Annotated in this window: 18 protein-coding genes; 15 read left to right on the forward strand and 3 right to left on the reverse strand. The window is 30.8% G+C overall.

Annotation, left to right across the window (positions count from 1 at the left end; genetic code table 11):
- Positions 1-232 precede the first annotated feature (232 nt).
- The 3 genes from BUB42_RS11610 (at position 233) to BUB42_RS11620 (ending at position 3199) form a co-directional block, all read left to right on the forward strand.
- Complete coding sequence (locus BUB42_RS11610; RefSeq protein ID WP_139257365.1) at positions 233-754, forward strand: hypothetical protein; 522 nt, start codon at positions 233-235, stop codon at positions 752-754.
- Between the two features lie 133 nt (positions 755-887).
- Positions 888-2288 (forward strand): hypothetical protein, encoded by a 1401-nt coding sequence (locus BUB42_RS11615; protein ID WP_139257367.1) that lies wholly within the window; start codon positions 888-890, stop codon positions 2286-2288.
- Positions 2289-2425: 137 nt separating this feature from the next.
- On the forward strand, positions 2426-3199 hold the full coding sequence (locus BUB42_RS11620) for a hypothetical protein (protein ID WP_073020524.1): 774 nt from the start codon (positions 2426-2428) through the stop codon (positions 3197-3199).
- Positions 3200-3320: 121 nt separating this feature from the next.
- On the opposite strand, the gene BUB42_RS11625 is transcribed toward BUB42_RS11620, so the two are convergent.
- Together BUB42_RS11625 and BUB42_RS11630 are read right to left on the reverse strand one after the other, a co-directional pair.
- Positions 3321-4208, reverse strand: a complete 888-nt coding sequence (locus tag BUB42_RS11625; RefSeq protein ID WP_073020526.1) for a hypothetical protein — start codon at positions 4206-4208, stop codon at positions 3321-3323.
- Between the two features lies 1 nt (position 4209).
- A complete protein-coding gene (locus BUB42_RS11630; protein WP_073020528.1) occupies positions 4210-5052 on the reverse strand; it encodes a HipA family kinase in 843 nt (280 codons plus the stop codon).
- A gap of 543 nt (positions 5053-5595) precedes the next feature.
- Between BUB42_RS11630 and BUB42_RS11635 the strand changes: the two genes are divergently transcribed.
- Positions 5596-6441: an RteC domain-containing protein gene (locus BUB42_RS11635; RefSeq protein WP_073020530.1), complete on the forward strand. Its 846-nt coding sequence runs from the start codon at positions 5596-5598 to the stop codon at positions 6439-6441.
- A 199-nt stretch (positions 6442-6640) separates the two neighbouring features.
- Here BUB42_RS11635 and BUB42_RS11640 read toward each other — a convergent pair whose 3' ends face one another.
- The gene (locus BUB42_RS11640; protein ID WP_073020532.1) at positions 6641-7279 is read right to left on the reverse strand and encodes a hypothetical protein; all 639 of its coding nucleotides are present in this window, start codon (positions 7277-7279) and stop codon (positions 6641-6643) included.
- A 370-nt stretch (positions 7280-7649) separates the two neighbouring features.
- Here BUB42_RS11640 and BUB42_RS11645 point away from each other — a divergent pair, with 370 nt between their 5' ends.
- From BUB42_RS11645 to BUB42_RS11690, 11 genes are all read left to right on the forward strand, one after another.
- Positions 7650-9305, forward strand: coding sequence for a helix-turn-helix domain-containing protein (locus BUB42_RS11645; protein WP_073020534.1), 1656 nt, complete (start codon positions 7650-7652; stop codon positions 9303-9305).
- Positions 9306-9604: 299 nt separating this feature from the next.
- A complete protein-coding gene (locus BUB42_RS11650; RefSeq protein WP_073020536.1) occupies positions 9605-9892 on the forward strand; it encodes a helix-turn-helix domain-containing protein in 288 nt (95 codons plus the stop codon).
- Between the two features lie 79 nt (positions 9893-9971).
- Positions 9972-10907, forward strand: coding sequence for a transcriptional regulator (locus BUB42_RS11655; protein ID WP_073020538.1), 936 nt, complete (start codon positions 9972-9974; stop codon positions 10905-10907).
- Positions 10834-11502: an AAA family ATPase gene (locus BUB42_RS11660; protein WP_073020540.1), complete on the forward strand. Its 669-nt coding sequence runs from the start codon at positions 10834-10836 to the stop codon at positions 11500-11502. Before BUB42_RS11655 ends, BUB42_RS11660 begins: the two co-directional genes overlap by 74 nt.
- Before the next feature lie 96 nt (positions 11503-11598).
- Positions 11599-12228 carry a hypothetical protein gene (locus BUB42_RS11665; protein WP_073020542.1) on the forward strand — a complete coding sequence of 210 codons (630 nt, stop codon included), beginning with the start codon at positions 11599-11601 and terminating at the stop codon, positions 12226-12228.
- A 290-nt stretch (positions 12229-12518) separates the two neighbouring features.
- On the forward strand, positions 12519-15722 hold the full coding sequence (locus BUB42_RS11670) for an Eco57I restriction-modification methylase domain-containing protein (protein WP_073020544.1): 3204 nt from the start codon (positions 12519-12521) through the stop codon (positions 15720-15722).
- Positions 15723-15833: 111 nt separating this feature from the next.
- On the forward strand, positions 15834-17429 hold the full coding sequence (locus BUB42_RS11675; RefSeq protein ID WP_073020545.1) for a hypothetical protein: 1596 nt from the start codon (positions 15834-15836) through the stop codon (positions 17427-17429).
- A gap of 76 nt (positions 17430-17505) precedes the next feature.
- Positions 17506-17646, forward strand: coding sequence for a hypothetical protein (locus tag BUB42_RS16450; RefSeq protein WP_170857225.1), 141 nt, complete (start codon positions 17506-17508; stop codon positions 17644-17646).
- A gap of 3 nt (positions 17647-17649) precedes the next feature.
- Positions 17650-19899 (forward strand): AAA family ATPase, encoded by a 2250-nt coding sequence (locus BUB42_RS11680; RefSeq protein WP_073020547.1) that lies wholly within the window; start codon positions 17650-17652, stop codon positions 19897-19899.
- 139 nt (positions 19900-20038) lie between these two features.
- Positions 20039-24886: an AAA domain-containing protein gene (locus BUB42_RS11685; protein WP_073020549.1), complete on the forward strand. Its 4848-nt coding sequence runs from the start codon at positions 20039-20041 to the stop codon at positions 24884-24886.
- Between the two features lie 145 nt (positions 24887-25031).
- Positions 25032-26498: a hypothetical protein gene (locus BUB42_RS11690; protein ID WP_073020550.1), complete on the forward strand. Its 1467-nt coding sequence runs from the start codon at positions 25032-25034 to the stop codon at positions 26496-26498.
- Positions 26499-26612: the final 114 nt, after the last annotated feature.

Below are 26612 nucleotides of genomic sequence, written 5' to 3' on the forward strand. Positions count from 1 at the left end.
AACAATCTAGTCAATAGTAATACGAACCTGAAATTATATGGAGATATTGAACATTCTTAATAAAAGTATTAAAACCTTTGGAATTGGAAACATAATTTCCATCATTACCTTTTTAATAGGTCTTTTTATCTCTTACTACTTTTATTTTAAATCGTTTTACAGATTGGTTTACTCAACAAATACAATTTGTAAAAGTTGTAAAAAAATTAGTGATTGGTCTAATCCCGAAAATATGTTTAGTACCAGAATCTTAATTTATAATAATGGCAGGAAAACCATATCAACTGAACAAATCAATAAATTAGAGATTATTTCATCGGGTAAAATTGACAATATCATTATAGTAAAAAATGTAGAAGGGCTTTCTACAAATATTGATAAAAAAACCGCAAAGCTTAATTTTGAAAATTTAGATTCAACAGATTTTATTGTTTTAGAAGTAGCTCATAACGGCAATATAAATTTGAAAGGTAGGGTAGTTGAAACTGGAAAATTACTTCATACTGAGCCCAGAAATTGGATAATTCTCAATGGCTTTTTTGTCATATTTATTACACTTATGTTGTTCTACAATATGTATACCATACTTGGTATAGAAAACCCAGACACATGGCTGTTTACTTTAAATTTTGTTGTTTTATACGGAATCTTTATGGTAATAAGATTTATTCATAAATTGTTATTTATTCCCGATAGTTTATCTAATAGATATCTAGAAACAAAAGACAAATGGAGTTTAGAATTCAATAAGTAAAAACTACTATCTATAACAGCTGAGGTTTCGTGGCATGCACAATACAAACAATGTAACCTGTTTTGAACGGTACAAGATAAGTTTTAATATGCCACAGATTATAATATCAGAATAATACTATATAGAAGTCATTATGAGAATATATTTTGACAAACAGATTTTTAGCCACCTTTTTAAGCAAGAACAGGACAAATATTGTTTCCTTTTGCCTAAGCTATATAGAGCAGCAAGCAATAATCTATTCTGTTATTCACATGCGCACTTGTTGGATTTAAAGAATGACACCACAAACATAAAATTTGCCGAGTTGGAATTTATGGAAACGCTGGTGGCAGACAATTACATTTCTTATCATGGCATTGAGAAAAAAACATCTTTCTACTTAGCAAAGCCTTTAGAAACTTTTGCAAGTGAAATCAATACTGTTGAAAACATTGATATTACTAGTCTGTTATCTAAAGATAGTGAGGATTTAAGCGAACTCGAAAAAATGAGGCGTGACGGTATTAAGAATGCAATGTCAAACATTAAGTCCAATTATGGATTATTAAACCCTCTTGAACTTCCTTATTCATCATTTAAGCCAGAAGATGCCTGTTTTTTGGAGGATCTTCCAATTGACAAATTATCTGGCTACTTTAAAGAACTTCTTGATAAAATGGAAGACAACAAGTCCATTTATAAGCAGATTAGGAATACAAGTGACAAATATATAAATAATGGCAAATACACTGCAGAGGCAGACAATTCAAACTTTAACCTAGATCTTAAAGATTCTTTACTTGGAAAGACATTCTTAGACTTTGTTGAAAAAAATTTAAATCCAGATGGTGACAAGTATGTCAGCCGTCAGGATTTCTATGTAAATGCATATTGTATTCTTGATCTCTTGGGAATTTGCAAAGAACCAGCAAAGTCTGTCAAATTTAATAATATGCTCAATGATGGTTTTCACAGCTATTATAGTGCATACACTGATATGGTGGTCTCTGACGATAAAGGTTTTCTTAAAAAGACAAAAATATTATATAGGCTGCTGGGAATAGAAACGAAAGTTTGTCACATTGACGAATTTATAGAAACTTTTGATTTTTATATTGATAATGAAAATCATGATTTTTCTGAATTGCTAAGATATGATCTTGAAAACGGGATTGTATTGGGTTCTAAGAAATCACTGCAATTTAACAGGGAGACAATTACCATAAAAACAGCCCTAGACTATTTTGGACTCTTTAATCGTGTTGATAATATGACTGAGGATAAAGTCCAATATTATTATATGTATTCTGAAAGGAAAAATTATTCTCCGGGATTATTTTTTCGCGAATTTGAAATGGTTATTAATCATTCATACGATTTATTTGGTTCTGATGTTAACAGTAGAGGTAAATTTGATTGGGAAAATGAAAAGGCGCAAATTTCTAATCTTGAATGGCCTGGCAGGTTGTGGAAATTAAACGGTTTGATCTTACAAATTGAAGTTAACAAGGGAAATGACAAACTAGGGATGTTAATTACACTCGGAATTTAGTATAAAAATTAATTTATGGACGAGTAACTCATTGGCATTTTGATAAAGCCTATAATGCCGAATACCCCCAATCACGCGAAAATCTTTTCCGTGCCCACAAACAAAATCAGACATATATAAAAGTTGACAAATATTTTATGAGAAACGACGAAAAAACAGAAATATTAAACAGTTTTGTAAAGACAGTTTTTAGTGTAATTCCATATGCCGGAACAGCACTAACCGAACTAGTTTTCGATTATAACGGAAGAATTAAGCAAAATCGATTAAATAAATTTGTAGAAATTCTTGCTAAAGAATTTTCCAATAATAATGAAATTAATATTGAGAACATTAAAACCGAGAATTTTAATGATTTATTTGAAGCTGTAATAAAACGTGTTTACACGACGAAATCAGAATTGAAACTCAATCGATTCAAAGACATTTTAATTAAAGGTTTAAAAAGTCCAGAAAATGATTTTGAGTTTGTGGATGTATATCTAGATTTAATTACAGATTTATCAGAAGATGAACTTATAATATTATATGAACATCGACATTTTGGCAAAAAATACAATATTGAAGTTTTAAGAAAAAATGAACTTGCTGAGCAATTACATAAAGCTAACGAAAAACGTAAAAAAGAGACAATCAATATTGGACCATCAAAATACGCAAGACAAATAATTGAAATAGAAAAAGAAAGAGGTGAGATTAGAAATAATCACAATAATCTTGAAAAATTTAGAGGATGTAATAATTATAATATTTCTGACGATAAATTTAGATTTTACAAACAAAGACTTTATTCAAAAGCTTTAGTAATCGATAGCGGTATCGGTGCGATAGGAACGGAACCATTTGAAATTATGAGTATAACCGAATTTGCAGTAGAATTTATAAATTTCATTAAGAATACCGAAAAATAAAAAAACCAGACCGCTTGGATTTACACACAATAGTTAGCGCAATGAGTGAAGTGCGGTTAAAAGAGGAACAGCACAATAATAGAAAACGTCTTGTATAAAAGAAAGGGCTGAAAAGCCCTTTTTAAAATTCTAAAGTCAAAATAAATTCAGAGAATTTAATATTGTTGGAGCTGCTAATTATGTCTGTTTCTTTTTCTAATTTATCTGGTGTAATAAAATCAAAATCGTCTTTGTAATTTTGAAAACTAAGATCAAACAATTCGTGTTGCAATGTACCTTCATTTGGCTCCTCAAATGCAATTTTAATTTTATTGACTGTAGTTTTGGCTTTTATAGCAAAGACATTCAAAACCTGTTGTAAAATTTTTGTTTCATACAAATGATGAACCACCGTTTGTTCTCCTAAACTAAAATCAACGATTTGAATGGCACTAATTGCTCCATTCTTAGTAATCAACGGTATATGTGTTTCTTTTAGGATACCATTGAAAGTAAAAGGGTCAAAAGTAAATTTTAAATCTGCTTTTTCGTCGAGACCTTCTTTTTCAAAAGCAGGTTTTATCTTTTTGGCAAAAGTTACCATTTCTTTTTTAGTTTCGATGGCTACCATTTCACCTACAAAGTTGTAATAGTACTGCATAAATTTCTCGGCAGTAAAATCAAAAGATAAAGAAGCAGGTTCCGAAAAAAACAAAATTCCATTATTGTATTTATTCAAATAAGAAATATAATCTTTAGAGAAAATCGATTTTTCAAACACTAATTTCTTTTGATCTTTAGTCAGTGCTTTGTTAGCCTCAGTAACTTTTTGCTTTATTTGCTGCAAGGCATTTTTAGCCATGCTTCCAATCCCTATTTTGGTAGGAGCCAATTTATCTAGTAATCCCAATTTGTTTTTAGAATAATCAAAATAAATCTCATTTTCGGTAATAGCCAATACGCCCATAACCACTTTTTCCAAAGAAATAGGATTAGTTTGAATGCTGACAATGCTGAAAAATGTTTTCATTTCAATAAATGGATTTACTGTTCAATATAACCGTTTTAACTTTTTCAATTCGTTCTTCACAAAACAAATATTCTTGTATTCGGTTCGCTAAATTAGGGGTTAATTTCCATATATCAGGTAATTGATAAATAGCAGCATCAATAACCTCTTTATGGGAAATTTTCAACAAAGGTATGAAATTTTCAACAATTTTAATGATTTCTTCTTCGTCCATATAGCTAATAAAGCTCTTGTAAAAATCCGAGTCATGAAATTTATCCTGATTTATAAAAGGCATTTTTGAATTAAAAACGCCTATTTGTTCAACTCCACCAAAAACAAAAGCATGATCAAATGCCAATATTTTACGTTTATTACCAGATCTTACAGTTAAAAGATTGTAATTAAATCCTGGGTTGATAAATCGTCCTCTATCCACATTATTGATCCATAAATCAAAAAGCGCAATTTTAACTACATCCTCCTGATTTAGAATTCGATTGTAATCCCTTTTGCTACTGCACGTTTCAAATTCAGTGAGTTCTTCTGAAGGATCAATTCCTTTTGAACCAAAACAAATATGGTTTACGCAAAGTCTTCTGTTTTTTATAATTTTACTTTTATCCAAAGTTCCTTCGGAAATCTTAACCAAAGCTATATCTGGAGTAGGGATATTTAAAACTTTTAGTAAATAATGGGAAACTATCTCATAAGCGAGACAGTTAATTTCATTTGGATCAAAATCAACCAAATATTTGCAGTAATACAGATAACCATCATTACAAATAAACTTCAGCGGGGAATGACCGCTTGTTTTTGTCTCTTCTAATAAAAGTTCTGTTGTTACCTTGGCTATGTCAACCATGCTATATGATAAAGATTTGTAGTAAATATAGCGACATTTCTTTTGATCATCTGATATAATGTTTTATAAATTAAAAAATAAAATTAATGAAGATAAAATAGCACTCAAAAGATATCAATCATATCATATTATTTTGCCTGGTAAATAATTTTAGTAAGCATCTGTTTTTTTAGGAAAGATAAAAACAATACTAATAATAATTGTGGGTGTTCAAGTTCTGATTTCATAATAATATCTTTGCTTCCTTTGATATCTGAAACAATTACATCTTCCGCAGTAAGATACATCTTCGAAAGATAATTAATTTTTTTAAAATTAATTTACGATTAAAAAATCACTACTATCTTATCAATTTGATTTGGTAACACTTATGCCTGTGTCACTATAATTACTTCCCAAATTTCCACTATGCAATTCGGGAATTTCACTATTCAATTCGGGAATTGAATAAAAGACTGTTTGCATGCTCAAACAGAGACATATAGATTTGTCAAACTATACGAGACCCACATCTGTGCAATTGAATAACCTTAATAACCTAAGATGAAATTGTTTTCACAATCCCTCCTATTAGAATTAGAAAACCAGTTAGACATCATACATTTAGAAATGAAAGAGCCGGTGCAGTTTGCAGAAGCGGCGATAAAAATTTCAATATCCATTTTAGAAAGGTTAAAAACGTATTGCATAAAATACAAATTCAAAGATAAAGCAGAGGAAATTGAGTTTTTCAAAAATATTAAACCCCAGTTTGCGGCGAAACTAATTTATTATAACGAAATCTACACAATTGAAACTAGTAAACCTTATGGTTCTAATAAAGCTGTACGTAAATATTACACTACTGAAATCTCTAAGTTAAAAACATTCTTCAACGACAATCAGGAATTTTACCGGTACTATCGTACAAAAATTCAATGCCTGGACATTACGTACTTCGTACGAGGCAAATATGATGTAAAATTGACTCTCGATAGTTTTTACTTTCAAACAGACCAGCGCTTTTCTACTTCACATGACTACAAATTGGCAAAGATTTTAGCCAATACTTTAATTAAATCTTACTTAGAATCAGAAATTAAAAAATTAGAAAGTAACATCGTGGTAGCTGCAACTACTTCCTTGCCTTGCAAAAAACAGAAATGGACAGGATCAAAAGTGGAATTAATTGAAATGATATATGCATTGCATACTGAAGGAGTTTTTAATAATGGAACTTCAGGGCTTAAAGAAGTCGTAAGCTTTTTCGAATCTACTTTTGATATTGAATTGAGACAATTTAATAGAGTGTTTCTTGAAATACGTAACCGAAAAACAGAAAGAACTAAATTCTTGAACAACCTTAAAAATAAGCTAATGATCCGAATGGAAATCGCAGATGAAAATTAGTTTACAACCAATTCAATCAATTAAATTTACTGGAGCATTAAACAAAGACGAACAACTTTTTGAGCAAAAACTACATTGATAAACAATTGAAAAGTCCGTTTTTCAACAACAAAATCACATGAAAAGATAGATCCAAGAAAAAACCAGAAAAAGCCGCCCAGTAGGACGGCTTGATAATTTTACTCACATTGTATAATTTCTACTTTAAACCTTGAACAACCACATTTTTTGATGAACTAACTTCTCTAAAAAGTATAGTCCAATCAGGATCTTTATTTTTTGGCGGCTTGATTGACGCCTCATAAGTGGCATACCGAATAATAGAGGAATTGATCAGTAAAGACTCTTTATCTTCTGTTGATAAGTTATCATCAAGCAAAATATCCTCTTCATAATCAACTATAAAATTATATAGCGTCTCGTACTGTTCTTGCAGTCTTATAAGACCCAATAAGGAATCAATAAAATGACTAAAACTTAATTTGGCATCCGGAGTCATTTCCCAAGTTGCAATTATTTCTTGTAAATGATTTCTAGCGCTAGATGATACGGTAAGGGTTTCAATTCCAGTTGTTTTAGGGATAACATTACCATCTAAAAAGTTTTTGGAATTATCAAGTGACTTTTGCTCGTAAAGCATCCTTCCATCAGTATCAAAAGGATTACTTGAGTTTGCAGGTATGATTCCTGTACTCTTCGAATTATATTTAAAATTACGTCCTTGTTTATCAATGTTATCGGATTTATTCTCAATTATTGATTCAGAATCGGTGCTACAAGAGTGCAAGAGTGTAGCAAAGGACATAAAAATGGCTAGGTATAAAAATATTTTTTTCATGGTTTTAAATGTTTTAAATGTTATTAATTACTTTTTACATTAGTTCATTTTGCCCGGGATTATTAGAACATTATTCGTTTTGCTCATAACAAAACCATTTGAATTCGAAGCAAAACTAAATGCGAAAGAAGTGGTACACAAGCCAGCTACTGTGTAATTCGGGAATCTACAATGTGCAATTCCAGAATTGATAACATTCAATTTATTAACCAATGAAAACAAAACCAATGATTTACAGTCAACAACTGTACTTTGGCTTAACTACTTGTAACATCGAATTATCAAAGTTTTTTTTATACATTTATCCTTACAAATACCCTCGAAATATTATTAGTTTAATTTTTGAAATTCTATAACCCCAAATTAGAACATGAAAAAAACCTACCCAATCCTACTTTTACTTTGTTTTGCAACTTACTTAAACGCTCAAAAAAGATTCATAGTTCCAGATAGTCTCTCAAAAAAAGAGTTCAACTACTTCAATGAAAAAATAATTTATAAAGAAAATGATAGTTTAAGAGAACGGTTATATGCCCAATCTTGGCTAGCTAAAGCAAAATCTGAGAAAAACCACAATCAAATGGCTCTCGCCTACAAATCTTTAATCTATAGATTTGATAAAAAATTAAGACACTTATACGCAGATAGTTCGGTTGTTGCTGCCATACGGACAAGAGATCCTGAGTTGATAGGATCAGCGTACATGACTAAAGGAATTGTATTTTATGATAGAAAAGAAATGATGAAAGCGCTGGATAATTACCTACTCGCCGAAGAATATATTTCAAAGACAGACGACGATTATCTAATTTATAAATTAAAATACTGTAAAGCCCTGACTAAATATTATCTTGGATTTTACCATGAAGCAATAGCTTTATTTACGGATTGTGTTGCTTATTTTAAAGAACAAAATGATCATGCGTATGTGAATTCATTATATTCTTTAGGTCAGTGCTACAGCAGAATTAATAAATATCAATTATGCAGTAAAATAAATCAGAAAGGAATAAACGCTGCGATGCAGTTTGAAATTTTTCGAATGAAATCATACTTTCTTTTTTCTGAAGGTGTAAATCAATCTCTAAAACACAACTATGAAGATGCAACAAAAAAATTATCATTAGCACTTCTGGATCTTAAAAGTAATAAGGATTTTGCCAATGAAACACTAGCATATTTCTACATAGGCAAAAATTACTGGTCACAAAACGAAAAAGAAAAAGCAGTGTTTTATTTTAAAAAGGTAGATTTTACTTTTAAAGAACAAAACTATATTAGCCCTGAACTGAGAGAAGCCTATGAGCTTATAATCGACTATTACAGTAATAAAAATAATCAAAAAGCACATTTATATTACGTCACTAGATTACTAAAAGCTGATCAATTATTAGAATACAATTACAAATACTTGTCCGGAAAAATAACGAAAAACTATAACACCGAAAAACTACTGCAATCCCAAAGTGATTTAAGGAATTCATTGAATATCCGCACCATAATGGGGATTACTATTATTACAGTTTTAGCAGCAATAATTGCATTTCTCGTTTATCGACATTTCAGGTCTAAAAGATTATTCGGCGAGTTAATGAAACGGCAGCCAGAAACGACCAAAATAGTTGAAACAAAAAATGACGGAACCTTTTCCATTGATTTAAGTCCAGAGGTGGTAACATCAATCCTAAAAAAATTAGAAAAATTCGAATCCACTAAAAAGTATCTCGACAAAGAGATGAACTTATACAAATTAGCCTCTTTGCTAAATACAAATACGAAGTACGTTTCAAAAATTATTCTAAAATACCGCGAAAAAGGCACTATAGAGTATATAAGCGATCTTAAAATTGACCATATAATAGAATTGCTTAAAAACGAAAATAAATATCGAAATTATACGAACAAAGCTTTAGGAGATGAAGCAGGATTTGGATCAACCCAAAACTTTACCAGAGCTTTCAATACTCATACAGGAATATCACCCACCTATTTCATTAAGGAATTGAACAAATCAATTCTAATCTAAATTGCATTTGCAATTAAAAAAAAATAAAGCGATTAAAAGTAGTCAGTAAATTTCCATCAAATTCAAACAGTAAAAATAGCACGCACTTTTAATTAAAAACGTAAACAGCACAAACCAAAATAAAACCTAAACTTAATTTTACTTAAACTAACCGTGAGTTAAGGCGAGGGATCCATTAAGAAAAAAGTAAATTCTTTATTAATTCCCCTTTTTTTCTATCACAACTTGTGAATCACTTGTGATATAAAAAGTTCCAAAACATACAATTTTGTACCATAACAACTTAAAATACTAAAGTTATGGCAATCGAAATCCTTACCAAAGAAGACCTTAAAGAATTCCAAAAATCTCTGTTGCAAGATATTAAAAACATCCTCAAAGGCAATAATGAACAATCTAAAAAATGGCTAAAATCCACTGAAGTTAGAAAGCTTCTGAACATCTCCCCTGGCACGCTCCAAAACCTTCGGATAAATGGAACCTTAACATACACTAAAATTGGTGGCATAGTCTACTACGACCATTCTGATATTGAAAAGGTATTAAACGGCAACAAAGTTAATGCGCTACCCACACTCTTCAAATAATGTTTTTGTGGGGGACAAGAAAATCTCATTATCTAAATAAAAGTTTTAATACTTAATACTCCAATCTTAATACTTCCGTATGAATTACATAAAACACTTAACTGGGTTTTTTGATAAAGTATCAAAAGACAAAATTCTCAATCCAACACACGTTAGTTTATACATCGCATTATTCCAATTCTGGAATTGCAATCGATTCAAAAACCCAATCAGTATTTCTCGTGATGAGGTGATGCGAATCAGCAAAATTAGTTCGAAAGCAACCTATCACAAATGCTTAAAAAACTTGCATTCTTTGGGCTACATTAATTACGAGCCATCGTATAATCCATTCAAAGGAAGTCAAGTGTACCTATTTAATTTAGCTGACGAATTAAAACCAATGCCCAAAAGTGAAAAAAACACGAGTTCAAATAATGAACCCGTTTTTAAACTAGTTGACGAACAAGTTGTGGACAAGTCCTGCACTAGCAGCGATACAGGCACTGAACAAGCTCTGGTATCCTATATAAACAATACAAACATTACAAATAATCCAAACATTTTAAAGGTTACAAACTTGGATGAGCAAGCACAAAATTTTCAAGATGACGGTTCAATTTTTAAAAACCAAGATGCCGAAAAAAAAGAAAAAAAGTTGCGCGAAAAAAAGAAATCCCTTTTGGATTCGCCGACACCGATAGAAAAAAATTATGAAATTGTCGACAAGGTAAATTTTGTCACTTCGAGCGTGTCATCTCGAGCACAGTCGAGAGACGAGAAGCCAAGAATTGAAGATGTCAAAACATATTTCCTCGAACAAGACTTCCAAGAAATCGAAGCACAGAAATTCTTCAATTACTTCTCCAGTAATGGATGGTTAGTCGGTGGCAAAACTCCAATGGTTGATTGGAAGGCAGCAGCACAAAACTGGATGATAAACGCAAACAAATTTAACACCAATGAACAGTACCAACCCAACAGAGCAAAACACCTCAATACAACCATTGATAAAGACTATTCAGAGCCATTATAACTATGACGAAGTAATCGTCTGGCTGGAAAAAAAAGGAAGTGAATTATACGGAACTCAATTTAAAATAGTAGAAGATGATCATACCATTATTTACAAACTTATTGCCTATTTCCTTAAAGACGAGCAAACCTGTTTTCAATTGAATGTGAACCTGAATAAAGGAGTAATGTTGAGCGGCCCAGTAGGATGCGGTAAAACGTCATTATTGAATTTAATGAAATACCTTACCCCTACCGATAATAAATTTTATGTGAAGCCCTGCAGGGAAATCAGTTTCGAATTCATCCAAGACGGTTATGAAATTATCCACAAATACAGCAAGGGAAAACTTTATTCATCGGAGGCTAAAACTATATGTTTCGATGATTTGGGCACTGAAAATAATCTGAAGTATTTTGGAAACGAATGCAACGTTATGGCTGAAATTCTACTATCGCGTTACGACTTATTTATTTCTAAAAAACTTATCACGCACATCACAACAAACTTATCTGCGACTGAAATAGAAAACCAATATGGAAATCGTGTCCGAAGCCGATTACGCCAAATGATAAACTTAATTGCCTTTGACAAAAGCGTTAAAGACAAACGATAATATCAGCACACCTCTCTGTCATCTCGATCGGAGTCGATAGAACGAAACAAACGAACAGTCAACCCAAAGCAATTAACTAAATAACCTTTTTACACAATGAAAAAAATCAACACCTTCTGGAACTGGTTCCAAGACAACAATCAAACTATCAAAAAACTAATCCATGAAACGCCTCAAAATCAACAATATATCATATTTTGGATAAATAAAAACTTAAGCTACTACTGCAGGGAAATTGACTTTATAATTGTCTATCCAAAAAAAGAAAATAGCAAAGCGGAATTTATTGTCACTGCCAATGGAAATTCCACCTATTTCCAACAAGTCACAGCTTTAATCGATAATGCACCAAGATTGAGAACATGGAACTTCAATACGTTCCTAAAGCCAACCGAGCAAATAATTCAAATTATTGAAGAACTAGAAAAGCCATACATAATTCGCGAAAACACTTTAAAAGCAAAAAGTCTGAATTTTATATCATTAGATCATGATCAAGAAACGGATAAGTTACAAATCCACATTTATCTAAAAAACTATAATATACTTTGTAACACAAAAACTTTAGATCAAGCTCTTTCCATAATAATTATAGAACTTTTGGGAGAAAAAACGGCATCCAAAAACATTAGTTTTATTCAATTAGCCCAATTAGCAGATCTAGACCAAAAACTGATTAAACTATATGAATTACAGTACTATCTGGATTCCTACAAAATAGATTAAAAATCACCAAAAGTGGGTATTGGAAATTCGTTAAAATCGCTGTTATTTTACATTGCACGAACCAAAACGTACTAATCCAAAATGAATTAAAATATTACTTCTGAAATTATTTTAGTGATGCAAATGTGGAAAACCGTAAACTAATTCCATTTACTCCGCATAACTTTGAAAAATCAATCCGATTCTAACTCTAAAAATAGTGTTATTTATCAACCTAATTTGTTAATAACAAAAATCTTACACTACTTTCAAATTGTGTATTTTTAGATTCTTAAAAAAAAGCGTTACCCATGTCATTATTCCAGCCTTCAGTTCTTAAGAAATATTTAAGCCAACAAGATTCAGATCAAGTACTGAAAGCCTATAAAAAATACGTCAAGTATTTCCATAATATCACTATTCAAGAAAACATCCGTAACAGTAAAGAGGAACAATTTCAAGAAGGTTTTCTTAGAGAATTATTTGTGGATATACTAGGATATACCCTCAACCCTACTCCGAAGTTCAATCTTACTACCGAATTAAAAAACATAAAAGGTGCCAAAAAAGTGGATGGTGCCATACTAAAAGACGGAAACGCCTTGGGTGTAATCGAACTAAAGGGAACCAATACCAAAGACCTCGAAAGCATCCGCCAACAAGCATTTGATTACAAAGCCAACCAAACAGGTTGTATCTATGTCATCACCTCCAATTTCGAGAAGTTGAGGTTCTACATCAATAATGCCGTGGACTATGAAGAGTTCAATCTATTTACCCTCACCCACGCCGAATTCGAAATCTTCTACCTCTGTCTGGCCAAAGAAAATATTCTGGCTAACAAACCACTCAGCATAAAAGAAGCTTCGGTGGTGGAAGAAGAAAATATTACCAAAAAATTCTATTCCGATTATTCCGTTTTTAAACGCGAATTGTACCGGGATTTAGTCAAACAAAACCGGTCTAACATCATACTTAATGATTTACCCGAAAAGACTACTAAACTGATTCTTTTCCAAAAATCACAAAAACTAATCGACCGTTTTTTGTTCATTCTCTTTGCAGAAGACCGGGGACTGCTGGCCCCAAACTCCATCAATACCGTTCTCAAAGAATGGAAGTCTTTGGCCGATTTGGATGTGGAAGTGCCATTATACGACCGCTACAAACAATACTTTGGCTATCTTGATACTGGTCGCAAAGGCACCGACAAGAAAGAAGAAATCTTTGCCTACAATGGTGGACTTTTTCAACCCGATACTATTCTCGATGCCGTAATCATCGACAACGAAATGTTGTACCGTCATACCTTAAAGCTTTCAACCTACGATTTTGAAAGTCAAGTGGATGTCAATATTCTGGGGCACATTTTCGAACATTCCTTGAACGAAATCGAAAGTGTCAATGCCGAAATTGAAGGGACGGATTTCGACAAACAAAAAACCAAACGCAAGAAAGACGGGGTTTTCTATACCCCTAAATACATTACCAAATACATTGTTGACAACACTATTGGCAAATTGTGTACAGAGAAAAAACAGGAACTGGGCATTATAGACGAAGAATATGCCAAAGGTCGCAAGAACCGCCACGAAGCAACGATTATCAAACTGGACCAGCAGCTCAAGGATTACCGCGAATGGCTTTTGGGACTTACCATTTGTGACCCCGCTTGTGGCTCCGGAGCCTTCCTGAACCAAGCCTTGGATTTCCTGATTCGAGAACACGCCTATCTAGACGAACTCAATAAACAACTTTTTGGGGGTTTCTTTGTCTTTCCCGATATCGAAAACCAAATCCTAGAACACAACATCTATGGGGTAGATCTTAATGAGGAAAGTATCGAGATAGCGAAACTCTCTTTGTGGTTAAGAACTGCACAACCTAAACGAAAACTAACGAGCCTAAACAACAACATCAAATGTGGCAACTCACTGATTGACAACAAAGCCATTGCTGGCGACAAAGCCTTTAATTGGAAGGAACAATTTCCAGAAGTTTTTGCCAAAGGGGGTTTTGATGTGATTATTGGGAATCCGCCTTATGTCAGACAAGAACTATTTATAGATATAAAACCATATTTAGAAAAAAATTATAAATGTTACAATAGTGTGGCGGATTTATATACATATTTTATTGAGTTGGGTATAAAGCACCTCTTAAAACAAAATGGCATATTCAGTATTATAGTTGCTAATAAGTGGATGAGGGCAAATTATGGTAAAGAGTTAAGAATTTGGCTAAAAGAACAAAACATTATTGAAATAATTGATTTTAAAGACTTACCTGTTTTTAATGATGCAATTGCTTACCCGTGTATTTTAACCGTTGGAGGCAACAAAAAAGGTGAAAATTTTATCGGAGTTGAAGTTGATAATTTATTATTTTCAAGTTTAGATCAATATGTTAGTAATTACAAAAGCAATGTGAATAGATTGTTTTTAAGAGATGAAGGCTGGTCAATAGCAGATGATAAAATAATGAGGATTATCACAAGACTTTCGAAAGAAAAATCAAGCCTTAAAGAGTTTATTGGAGGTAAAATGTATGTTGGTTTAAAAACAGGTTTAAATGATGCTTTTATTATTAATAAAGATTTCTATAAAGCTCTAACTTCAAAATCAACAAAATATGAAGAGATTGTAAAACCCTACGGAGTTGGAAGAGATTTATCAAGATATGGAAAACCAACAATTGATAAATATATAATTTGTATCCCAAATAAATGGACCGATTCAAAAGGTAGTTTTAAAAATGAACTTGATGCTTGGAATTGGTTAAATTCTGAATACGAATTGATTTCTGAATATTTAAAACCATTTGAAAAAAGAGCAAAAATGAGAACCGACCAAGGTAAATATTGGTGGGAATTAAGAGCTTGTGATTATTATAATGAATTTGAAAAGTCAAAGATTGTATATCCAGAAATAGCAACTAATGGAAGATTCTCTATTGATAGAGAAAAGTCTTATTTTGATATGACTTCATTTATAATAGGTAGTGAATCTAAAGAGTTATTAGGTATTCTAAATTCAAAATTGATTAATTTTTTATTTAGTCAGATAAGTTCAGAAATTAGAGGTGGTTTTTTGAGATGGAAAAGGCAATATGTTTATAAGTTGCCTATTCCAAAAAATATCCAAAACGAAAAGTTAAGTAATGATGTAGATATTGCTGTCCAACTAAAACAAAACTATGACATTATAATTGAAAAATTTAGCAACTACTTTTCAGGTCAATACAAACTAGAAAAACTTACAAAAAAATTAGAAAACTGGCACGAACAAAACTTTTCTTCCTTCATTTTGGAACTCAACAAAGCCATAAAGGCAACTGGCAAACCAACACTTTCCAAAAAAGATGAAATAGACTGGATGGAAATTTTTGAAGAATACAAATTACAAGCCCAAACTCTAAAACAGAAAATCGACAAAACTGATAAAGCTATTGATAAAATGGTGTATGAATTGTATGGGTTGAGTGAGGAGGAAATAAAAATCGTAGAACAATCGTAATTTTAAAACAAAATAATATCAATTTTTATTCACGAACACCAAAAAAACAATAAAAAAGCGTGAGTAAATTGGGATAGTTGAGAATAGTTAGAAATTAATATTATAGGTCATTTGGAAACTAAGTCAATAAAATATAGCGAGAAAGATAACGACTGGGCAAAAAACGTAGAGGGTACTGAAATTCATATATCCCAAGCGAAAAGTGGAGCAATGGGTTATTATTGTATGGGCTGTGACAAAGAAATGCAGGCGGTCAAACGAAAAAACAACAATTACAAAAGCTATTTTAGACATCATACAAAAGATGTTGATACAAGTAAAATAGAGTGTGTTCACGCAAGTAAAGAATACCGCGAAAAACTAGCCTACTTTTATTTTTTACGAACAAAAAAAATAACTGTTCCAGATGTTTATAAATATCCCCCTAAAGGAGTTGAAGGACAGCCTAACTTGTTAACTAAAAAGGAAACTATTATTGCTCACCGTGTAGATCGAGAAGTAACTTTTTTTGAAGATGAAAGTGGAAAAATTCATAGTGGAAAAAATTCGAATGTCGATAATCGATTTTTATGGATAAGACCTGACGCTGTTTTTTATGATAAAGATGATAAGCCCGTTCTTTTCATAGAGTTTGTGGTTACACATAAACCTGATACCGACAAATTAAATAAGTTACAAAGATTAGGCATCAATACAGTTCAAATAATTATTCCAAAATTATCAGAAGAAGAAATAGAGCGAGAAATCAGTAAAGCATCAAAAGTAAAATGGACTTATAATGAAATCGAATCCAACACCGAGTATATACGAATTCACTCTGGAAACTCAGAAGGAATACCACAAATTGATGAAGAGCAAAGAAAGCTTTTTGAAGAATCTTTCACCTGCAGAGCAGCGCAAATTAAAAACGTTTTACGGTCAGTTAACCGATGCTTGGAATCGCAATCATACAGACGAGTTGAACAACTCTTTGAACAAGAAATACAACGAACTGAGGAAGCTACAAGGGAGCATCGATCAAGATTGGACGATCTACAAGCAGGAATTGAAGCAGAAATCTATGGAGAGCTTGAATCTCAAAGACAAAGAATTGCAGAAAGAAGAATTAAGCTTCAAGATAACTATTCAAACTTGGAAGACAGATATTTTAAACGAAGAGAAGAAATTACAACAGAACAAAGATCTACTGACGGGGAAATTGAACTTAGATTCAATATTGGAACAACTGAAGAAGACATTAGAAGTGAATTTGGAAGTAAAGAAGCAGAAATTGATTACCAACAAAACGTCGTTAGCAAACAAGAAGGATACCTTGAAAACGATATCCGAGAAGAATCAAGATTTGCGAACAATTTTGAAAGAAAACAAGACGAACTTAGAGAAGAGTTTGGAGAACTTGAAAAAATCGAACGAATTAAATTTGAAGGAGTTAAGAAAGGATTTGAACCAGAAATTGAAAGCTGCAGAGAACTCAAAACCTCAGTTGAGGATGAAATACGAAGCGTTTTTGAAGGGCGATACAAACAAGTTGTTGAAAGACTTAACAATAGAGATGTACAAGCAGGAGATGAATTGTCCGAAAATATTAAAACAATACTTGAATTACGGGGAATATTTGACTGTTATGAGCCTATACAAAAAGCTGGAGAAGGATACCGCGAAAGATTATCAATTATTAAAAATGGAACTTGGAAAGAATGGAATTGATGAACAATGGTTCGAGGAAAAGTTTAAAAATTTAAATAATAGTTAAAATGTGATTAAATCATGAATAATCAAGTGGTTGGATCAATTTGAAGAAAACAAAACCAAAGCCCAAACCCTAAAATCACAAATAGAAACCACCGAAAAACCTATTGATAAATTGGTTTATGAGTTGTATGGTTTGAGTGAAGAAGAGATAAATATTGTTGAAAATAGATAAATTATGCTCGAAAAAATAGAAATTAAAAAAGTAGCTTCTTTTAATGACACTGGAATTCAAATTAACGGTTTGAAGAAAGTAAATTTTATTTATGGAGCTAATGGATGTGGGAAAACAACAATATCCAATTATTTGCATAACAATTCAGAAGATAAATTCCAAAATTGTACTACAAACTGGAAAAATACTCAAGCATTAAAAACATTAGTTTATAACAAAGAATTTAGAGAACGAAACTTTGGCAAAGGAAAAATTGGTGGTGTTTTTACATTAGGAGAAGCTACTACTGAACAAATTGCAACCATCAATGAAAAGGTTGAGGAATTAAAAATTATAAAAGCGGACGGTGTAAAAAAAAGAGAAACATTAAATACACAAATACAAAAAAAAGAAACCCTAGAAAATAATTTTAAGGAAACTTCTTGGACAAAGATTTATAAAAAATATGAAACTGTTTTTAAAGAAGCTTTTACAGGTTCATTGCAAAAAGAAAGTTTTAAAAATAAACTGTTGTCAGAATTTAGTACTAATACTAAAAAGCTAGAAACTTTTGATGAGTTAACAGAAAAAGCAAAAACTATTTTCGGAAAAGTTCCGCAAAGTATAGCACCAATAAACGCAATTACATTTGATAAAATTATTGAAATAGAAAGCGACCCTATTTGGAAAAAAATAATTGTTGGTAAAGCCGATGTCGACATTGCAAAACTTATTCAAAAACTAAACCTAAACGATTGGGTAAATCAAGGTAGAAACTATATTCAAGAAGATAACACTTGTCCTTTTTGTCAGCAAAAAACGATTACAGATGATTTCAAAAAACAATTAGAAGATTATTTTGATGAAACGTATTTAAGTGATTTGAATACTATAAAAACGCTAAAAGAAGAGTACAATTCCTTGATGAATAATTTTGTTAATGAATTGAATAATCTTGAAACAAATCAAAAATCTATTCCAGAGACCAAATTAAAAACAGATAGATTTTCGGCCTACTTAAAAACTTTAATTAATCATAATACCGTTAATGGAGAATATCTAAACAATAAAACAAAAGAACCAAGCAGAAGCATTGAACTAGTTTCAGTAAAAGAACAATTAGCTTTAATTTCAGAATTAATTACAAATACTAATGAAGAGATTATTAAGCATAATAAGATTGTTGCCAATTTTACAACCGAAAAAATCAGTTTAACTCAATCAATTTGGAAATATATTATTGAAGAATCCAGAACAGATGTTGTAAAATTTAATGCAGATAATAATGGATTGCAAACTGGCAACACTGCTCTTCAAGGTCAACTAACTGCTAAATTAAAGGAGTTCAGTGATTTGGATATTGCAATTAAAAACTTGAGTAAAAATGTCACGAGCATTCAGCCAACTATTAATGAAATTAACCGACTTTTAAAATCCTATGGATTTTTAAGTTTCAAAATTGAGCCATCTTTAGAAGAAGGTTTTTATCAAATTCAAAGAGAAGACGGAACAATAGCCGAAGCAACTTTAAGTGAAGGCGAAATTACTTTTATAACTTTCTTGTATTATTTACAATTGGCAAAAGGAGGCAGTTTAGTAGAGAATGTAAACGATGAAAGAATTTTAGTTATTGATGATCCAATTTCAAGTTTAGACAGTAATGTGCTATTTGTTGTTAGTACACTTATAAAAGATATAATTAAAAGTATTAAATCAGATACTGGTAACATAAAACAAATTATTCTTTTAACTCACAATGTCTATTTCCATAAAGAAGTATCTTTTATAGATGGAAGGACTAAATTTTGTAAAGAAACTAATTTTTGGATATTACGAAAAAACGATAAGTTTACTAATATCCAAACTTTTATTATGGAGAATCCAATAAAATCATCTTATGAATTACTATGGCAAGAATTAAAAAGTGAAAATGTAAAATCGAGTATTACTATTCAAAATATTATGCGAAGAATAATTGAAAATTATTTCAAACTTCTGGGCAAATATGGCGATGATGATTTAATACAAAAGTTTACGACTAAAGAAGAGCAAGAAATATGTTCATCATTAATTAGTTGGATTAATGACGGTTCACACAGTATAAATGATGATTTATTTGTTGAATTACAGGATAGAACAATTGAAAATTATAAAAAAGTATTCAAAGATATCTTCAAACTAACTAATCACGAGGGGCATTTTAATATGATGATGGGAATAAGTGAATTAATTCAGCCTGTAGAGGAAATAATTAGTTCAATTCAAAACAATTAATTATGATTAAAGTCTATTTAGATTGGAATGTTATGCCTGGAATGAAAAATAATCATTTCCAAGAACTAGATGATGTAGGAATGAATATTTAAATCGAGAGAATAAAAACAAAATTTATACAATGCTTCAATAAACAATTATGGAATTAACTGAGAAATTATTATCCGAATTACAAAGAAGACTTAAAATAGGAAACCGCAGAGGAGTCCACCTAAATGCTATTCCGGCAAATTCAAGATACAAGTTCGACTTAAACAGACTTTCTCATATTGACAAAGACCTTCCAAACAATTTTATAAAATCGCTACTGACAGAATTGCCTCTTAAATTTAGAATAAGCTGGAAAGACAATGTGCCTGATTTAAACTCTCTTTTTCAAGAAGACCAAACACAATTAGTTAGAATAACCAAGGCATTTGAAAACCTGATTAATCAAACAGATGCAATTGAATCTGAAAAAGGGATTAATACTTTTGGATTTGGATTTCCAATTTTAGCAAGACGTGATAGAGCGGACAATAAATTAACTGTTGCACCAATACTGATCTGGTCATTAAGAATTAGAAGAAGCAAAGAATTTAACACCTGGGAAATACTTAGGAATGAAGACGACCCAATTTATATTAATGAAGTTTTAATAAATCATTTGCAAAGTGATTCAGAAATTGAAATAGAGCAAATCCCAAGTGAAATGCTTGATGATGGCTTAATCAATAAAGCAGAGCTTATTGAAATATGCAGTAATCTTATAAAAGCAATAAATACAAAGTCGCCAGAAGATTTAGAAGATACTTTTGAAAAGAAATTGGATTCCATTACTGCCATTGGAGACAAGGCACATTATGAAAAACTACCATTAAACTCAACAAATTCCTTTATTGATTTTAGTGGTTTGTTCTCCATTTTTGAAGTTCAAAAACAAAATATAATCAATGATTATGGCGATCTAATGGAACTTGAAGGAGTAGATTTAGACCTTGACGATATGGAGGAACATTCGTTTCAATCCATTTCATCGGTAGAAACAGATCCTTCGCAACAAAGTATTTTACATTCATTAGAAGCCACAAGAAATATTTTAATACAAGGACCTCCCGGAACAGGTAAGAGCCAAACACTTACTGCTATTCTTGTTAATGCACTCGAGAATAATAAAAAAACTATTGTCGTATGTGAAAAAATAAATGCCTTGGAGGTATTAGAAAAGGGGTTAAAAGAAAGAGGACTTGATCATCATTTTGTAATTGTAAGGGATGTTGTTAAAGATAGGAAAACTGTTGTTGACGCAGTAAGAGCTCGTGTTGACAATCCAGAATACAAACGCTACAGATACAATTATTCAAAAGAATCTTTAGACATCTTAACTTCAAAGGCAAAGGAATTAATCTCCAATATCAATAATAAACATCAAAAACTTGACAAAAAACTTATTGGAAACAAATCTTGGCCTGATGTAGTTGGAAATCTATTAAAAGAACTAAAAGGAAATGATGATGATAATAATCTTGATATTGACAAAACGCTCTTTACGTATACATCACAAGAATTAAATTTATTACTTGACCTTGTTCATAAAGGTCAAATTTTATATGATGATTTTTTGCCTATTGAGTCGAATTCATTTATAAATCCTTCAAAATTAATTGGAGAGAATCCTTTCTTAATTGAACAAAGTATTATTGAAGATTTTGATATTTATGTAAAACAACTGGCTGAGATTAAACAACTTTTAGAAGCAAATAGAAGTGAGTTTATTGGTTTAAGAAAAAGTGAATTAAAAAGTCAGCTTGCATTTGTGAATGAAGCAATAGAGAAGGTTTTTGAAAAGGAAAAAGAACTGGAGCAATTAATTTATAAAAGCCAAGTTGAATATTGCAACTTTAGAAAATCAGAATTAGACCAACAAGAAAATAATTTTTCGAAGTTTATTACAGAAATTGATTCAATTTTTGAAAACAATAAGGAAAATGAAGACTTAACAAACAAAGCAAAGATTGATAGTTTTGGTTTCAAAATGGCGTCTATTTTCTCAAAGAGCAAGAAACAAACAATTTCAGACCATCTAAAACTGCAAAACAATTTTAAAAAACTCGAAGAGTGTATAGAATCCTCAAAAGATTATATTCCAAAAGAATTTGATGGCGATTTAGATTCAAAGAAAAAGTCTTTACACACATTCAAAAGTGATGCAATAAGGTTGAAAAATGGCTTTAACGACAAAATTGACGAGGAATTTAATTCATTCCATTTAACTTCTCTACTGGACGTTGCTGATTCTAAAATTTTATTGCAGTCAATTACCTTCAAAATAAACGATTTAAACTCTTCTGAAGGTTTTGTGTTAAAATTGCAAACTATAAAAAATGATTTTGAAACGTACTTTGACGATCTTAATACAATATTTAAGCTGCTGTCAAAGACAATAGCTGAAAGTAATGACTTGGAATTACAATATTCATTCATTGGTTCATTCAACAATAGAAAAAGCATTGTATCTAGTCTAATTGCTGATTTAGAATTGGTAAAAGAAGCATTTGACAATAAAATTCGAACAGAGTTTCAAAAGATTAGTTTACTCAAAGCAAATCCGAATGAAATTGAAATAAAAAGCCTTTCATTACTTCAAGAAAAGTCAAATGCTTTAGCCGATAAAATCAAAAATGATAATTGGACTATTGCTAAAATTAAGTTAGCAGAATTTTACAAATTCATGATGGATATAGAAACTCTTATCCAGAAGAAAGTTGATTATTTCAAGGCAGAAAAAGATTTATTCACAATTGAATTCAAATGGTTTCAATTTTACAATATCCAATCTGAAACTAATAAATCAATACTTGATGAATTAAAGCATAAATCAAATTGGAACAAGTTCTTTTTGATTCATTATCTTAATTCGATGCTTCTTAATTCAGCGAATATGGATTTGCCAACAGATGATGGTGATCATAATGAACTGGATAAGGCGCTGAACGGAGTTGATAAGGAACAATTAAAATTTATTAAAGAGTTTTGGTATTCAAAACAGATAGATTCCACCAGAGAATTTGAACAAAACAACACAAACCTTTCTGTTGAGAATCTTTATAATAAAAGAAGTAGTACCCGATTCAAAAGACTTTCATTGAGGCAAATTGTTCAATATGATGCCGATCTTTTTTCATCTTTTTTTCCAATTATTTTGACATCTCCAGATGTTGCAAGTAATTTATTCAAGGGAATGAATGGGTATTTTGATATTGTAATGTTCGATGAAGCCAGTCAATTACGATTGGAAGATAATTTACCAGCAATATTAAAAGGAAAGCAGATTGTTATTGCAGGAGATGAACATCAAATGCCACCATCAAATTATTTCAGCAAGGTATTCGATGGAACTGTTGAGGATGAAGATGATATAGAAGAGGAAAATGATAATAAAGTTAGAATCGATAAAGATGATATGTTGTTGTCTTGTGAATCGTTGCTTGATTTCGGTACAGAATTGAACTTCCAAAGAAAGCATCTTGATTTCCATTATCGTTCAAGACATCCATTTTTAATAGATTTTTCCAATTATGCTTTTTATAATCAACGATTAAAACCTTTGCCAAATAATTTTGAATATATACCCATCAAATATATTCAGGTAGGCGGCACCTTTTCAGAGCATACAAATGAAGCCGAAGCCGAAATGGTTTTATCAATCATTGAAAACAATATTAACCGATTGCCAAATGGAGAATATCCAACGGTCGGAATAGCAACATTCAATATTGCTCAAAGAAACCTTATAAAGTCAAAAATTGAAGAGCGGAAAAAGTTTGAAAAGTACAGTGATTTTAATGAAAAAATACAAGAATTAGAGCTTGACAACCCTAAGAGTAATAAATCGTTTATAAAAAATTTAGAAAACATTCAAGGGGATGAAAGAGACGTAATTATTCTTTCTACAACATACGGAATAGGTAAAGACGGAAAATTTGCTCAAAGATTTGGTCCAATTAACCATTCAAAAGGGTATAAACTTTTAAACGTAATTATTACTCGAGCCAAATTTAAAGTTTATGTATGTTCATCAATACCAGAGCAAGTATTTATGAATTATAAGGAGTATTTAGCGACTGAAGGATCAAATAACAAGAGAGCCGTTTTATACGCGTATTTAGCTTATAGTAAAGCAATAAGCGAGAATAGCAATGATTTACGGCTTTCTGTTTTAACTTCCTTATCTGAAAATACAACTAAAAGTGTAGGTTTTGATTCATTCGTTGGAGGTGATCTAGAATCGCCATTTGAAGAAGAAGTGTATCAAAGTTTAGCAGACAAACTGGGAATTGAAAAATTAATTCCTCAATTGCAGTTTGCTGGTTTTAGAATTGATATTGTTTATGACCCTAAAAGGATTGGTGTTCCTAAAATTGCAATTGAATGTGATGGTGCAAAATACCATTCCAGTCGAGAAGCCTATTTACACGACAGACATAGACAAAAAATATTAGAAAATCACGGATTTGTATTTCATAGAATTTGGAGTACAAATTGGTGGCGTAATTCAAGCCGGGAAACAACAAAACTAATTGACTTTATAAAGAGCGTTGAATCAACAGGTATTTCAAAATTAAAAGATCATTCAAAGACAGCTTTAGCTTTTACAGACGAAATAGAAATAATTGAAAAATATATTTCGAAAGTAGCTTTCATTGACAATGAGAAAGATGTTGCAATTATTCAAGCGATTGAAAGAAAGGCTCCGGTACAAACCCATCTATTCCAAAACGAAATCAAGCTACATAGTAAGGTTAAAGTAAGATATGTAAATAATGGTAAGGACATAAGTGTTCAAATAGTTGAATCTACTAACAACAAAGGTGCAATTGTAAATGGAGTCCAAAAAGTCAATATCAAATCACCTTTGGCAGTCTCAATACTTGGGCGTTCTATTGGTGATATTGTAAAAGTTGGAGATTTAGATAATTTTGTTGAAGTGCTTCAAGTGGCAAATTAAATTAATCATGTAAAACTAGACTTAGCGGCTAAACAACTTTTAATAAAGGAGTTTACAACATTACCTCTTGAAGAAAATTACGAAATAGAGTACCTGTTGTATGAATAAAAATTAAGTGCTTTTTTTAAATTAACAAAACAGATAAATGGCAAATTTTAATTTACTTTTTTCAGATTATTTCAAAATTGACAAGTCTAAATTAGATGAGTTTGGAGCATTAAATATTTGTCTAACTGCTGATTTACCATTGTTTATAGACCCTTTTTTATTGTTTGCTTCTGATGATGATGAATATAAAACATTGCATAAGAATGTAGTTTCACATTTATTGTCTCTAAAAGAAATTGCAACTGAAAATAAAGGAATTGATGTAAATAGTATCTTGTTTAAGTTTCCAGAAATTAAACAAAATTGGTTGGGAGTTTCAAAAAATGGAAATAAAGGAAAAGGACTCGGGAAAAAATTTGCTGAAAACATTATAGAATCATTTAATGGATTTTACAATTCATTCGGTAACGAAGTTATTTCATCAGAAACACATATAGAAAAGTTAACAATTCTAAACTCTGGTGTTGGCAAAGATTTCGTAAGCGATTTTACAACCAATTTAATCCTTGATTATTTACTTCAATATACTGAAAAATTTGCTCTTAAATATTTAAAAGAAAACCAAATAAAAACGTTCAGCATTCGAAGTATATTTAATTATGAATTAAAAATATGGATGCCAAAACAATATAAATTACCTTACTTGTATCTTGAAGAAAAGGGAGATTTTATTATATTGACGCCCTTAGATATTTTAACCAAAGATGATTCTATTATAAACAATACCGAATTTTATTCCAACTTTACGTCGGTCGCAAATTCAATCGACAATACTAATTTAAGAAATTCCATAAATAAATATTTTAGAAGTTTTTTACCAAAAAAGCCAACTCAACAAGATAGAAATTTTGCAATTCGAAAAACAGCTTTAAAGTTTCCGCAAATTATTGACTATTATATAAAATCCAAAGAAATCAATAAGTCTAGTATATCAAAATTATCAAAAGATAAAGTTGATAAATTAGTTTCTGAATTGATTGATTCTCTTTCACCCTTATGTGATATTTTGTTTGACACAACGGATTTTTATAAAATAATTCCAAACAGTTACGAAGAAGCTTTAAAAAGAGCATTGTATTTAAAAGATGTTATTGAAAACAATGATGTTTATAGGATTTTTTATAATAATGGAGAAGCTGTAAGCCACGAAGATACCATACAAAGAATTTTCAGATTAACTTGGTATGCTTCACCAATGGATGTGAATTCGGAAGTAAATAATGGAAGAGGTCCCGCAGATTATAAAATTTCTTATGGTATAAATGATTCGACAATTGTTGAATTTAAATTAGGAAAATCATCATCACTAATCAAAAATTTGGAAAATCAAACTGATATTTATAAAAAAGCATCTAAATCTGCCAAAGACATTAAAGTAATTTTATGTTACAAAATTGAAGAAATTAAAAAAGTTGAAAGAGTTTTAGAGAAATTAAAATTAGTCAATCTAGAAAACATCATTGTGATTGATGCGTCACCTAAAAAATCCGCATCAAAGGTTTAATTACGAAAACAAAATCTGCAACTAATTTTATAGAATATCAACTCACATTTAATTAGATTTGAAAAGACATAAACACATTGAAATTATATTTTTATTTGCACCATTATATTATTT

Origin of the sequence: Flavobacterium micromati (assembly GCF_900129585.1) — a bacterium.
Lineage (GTDB): Bacteria > Bacteroidota > Bacteroidia > Flavobacteriales > Flavobacteriaceae > Flavobacterium > Flavobacterium micromati.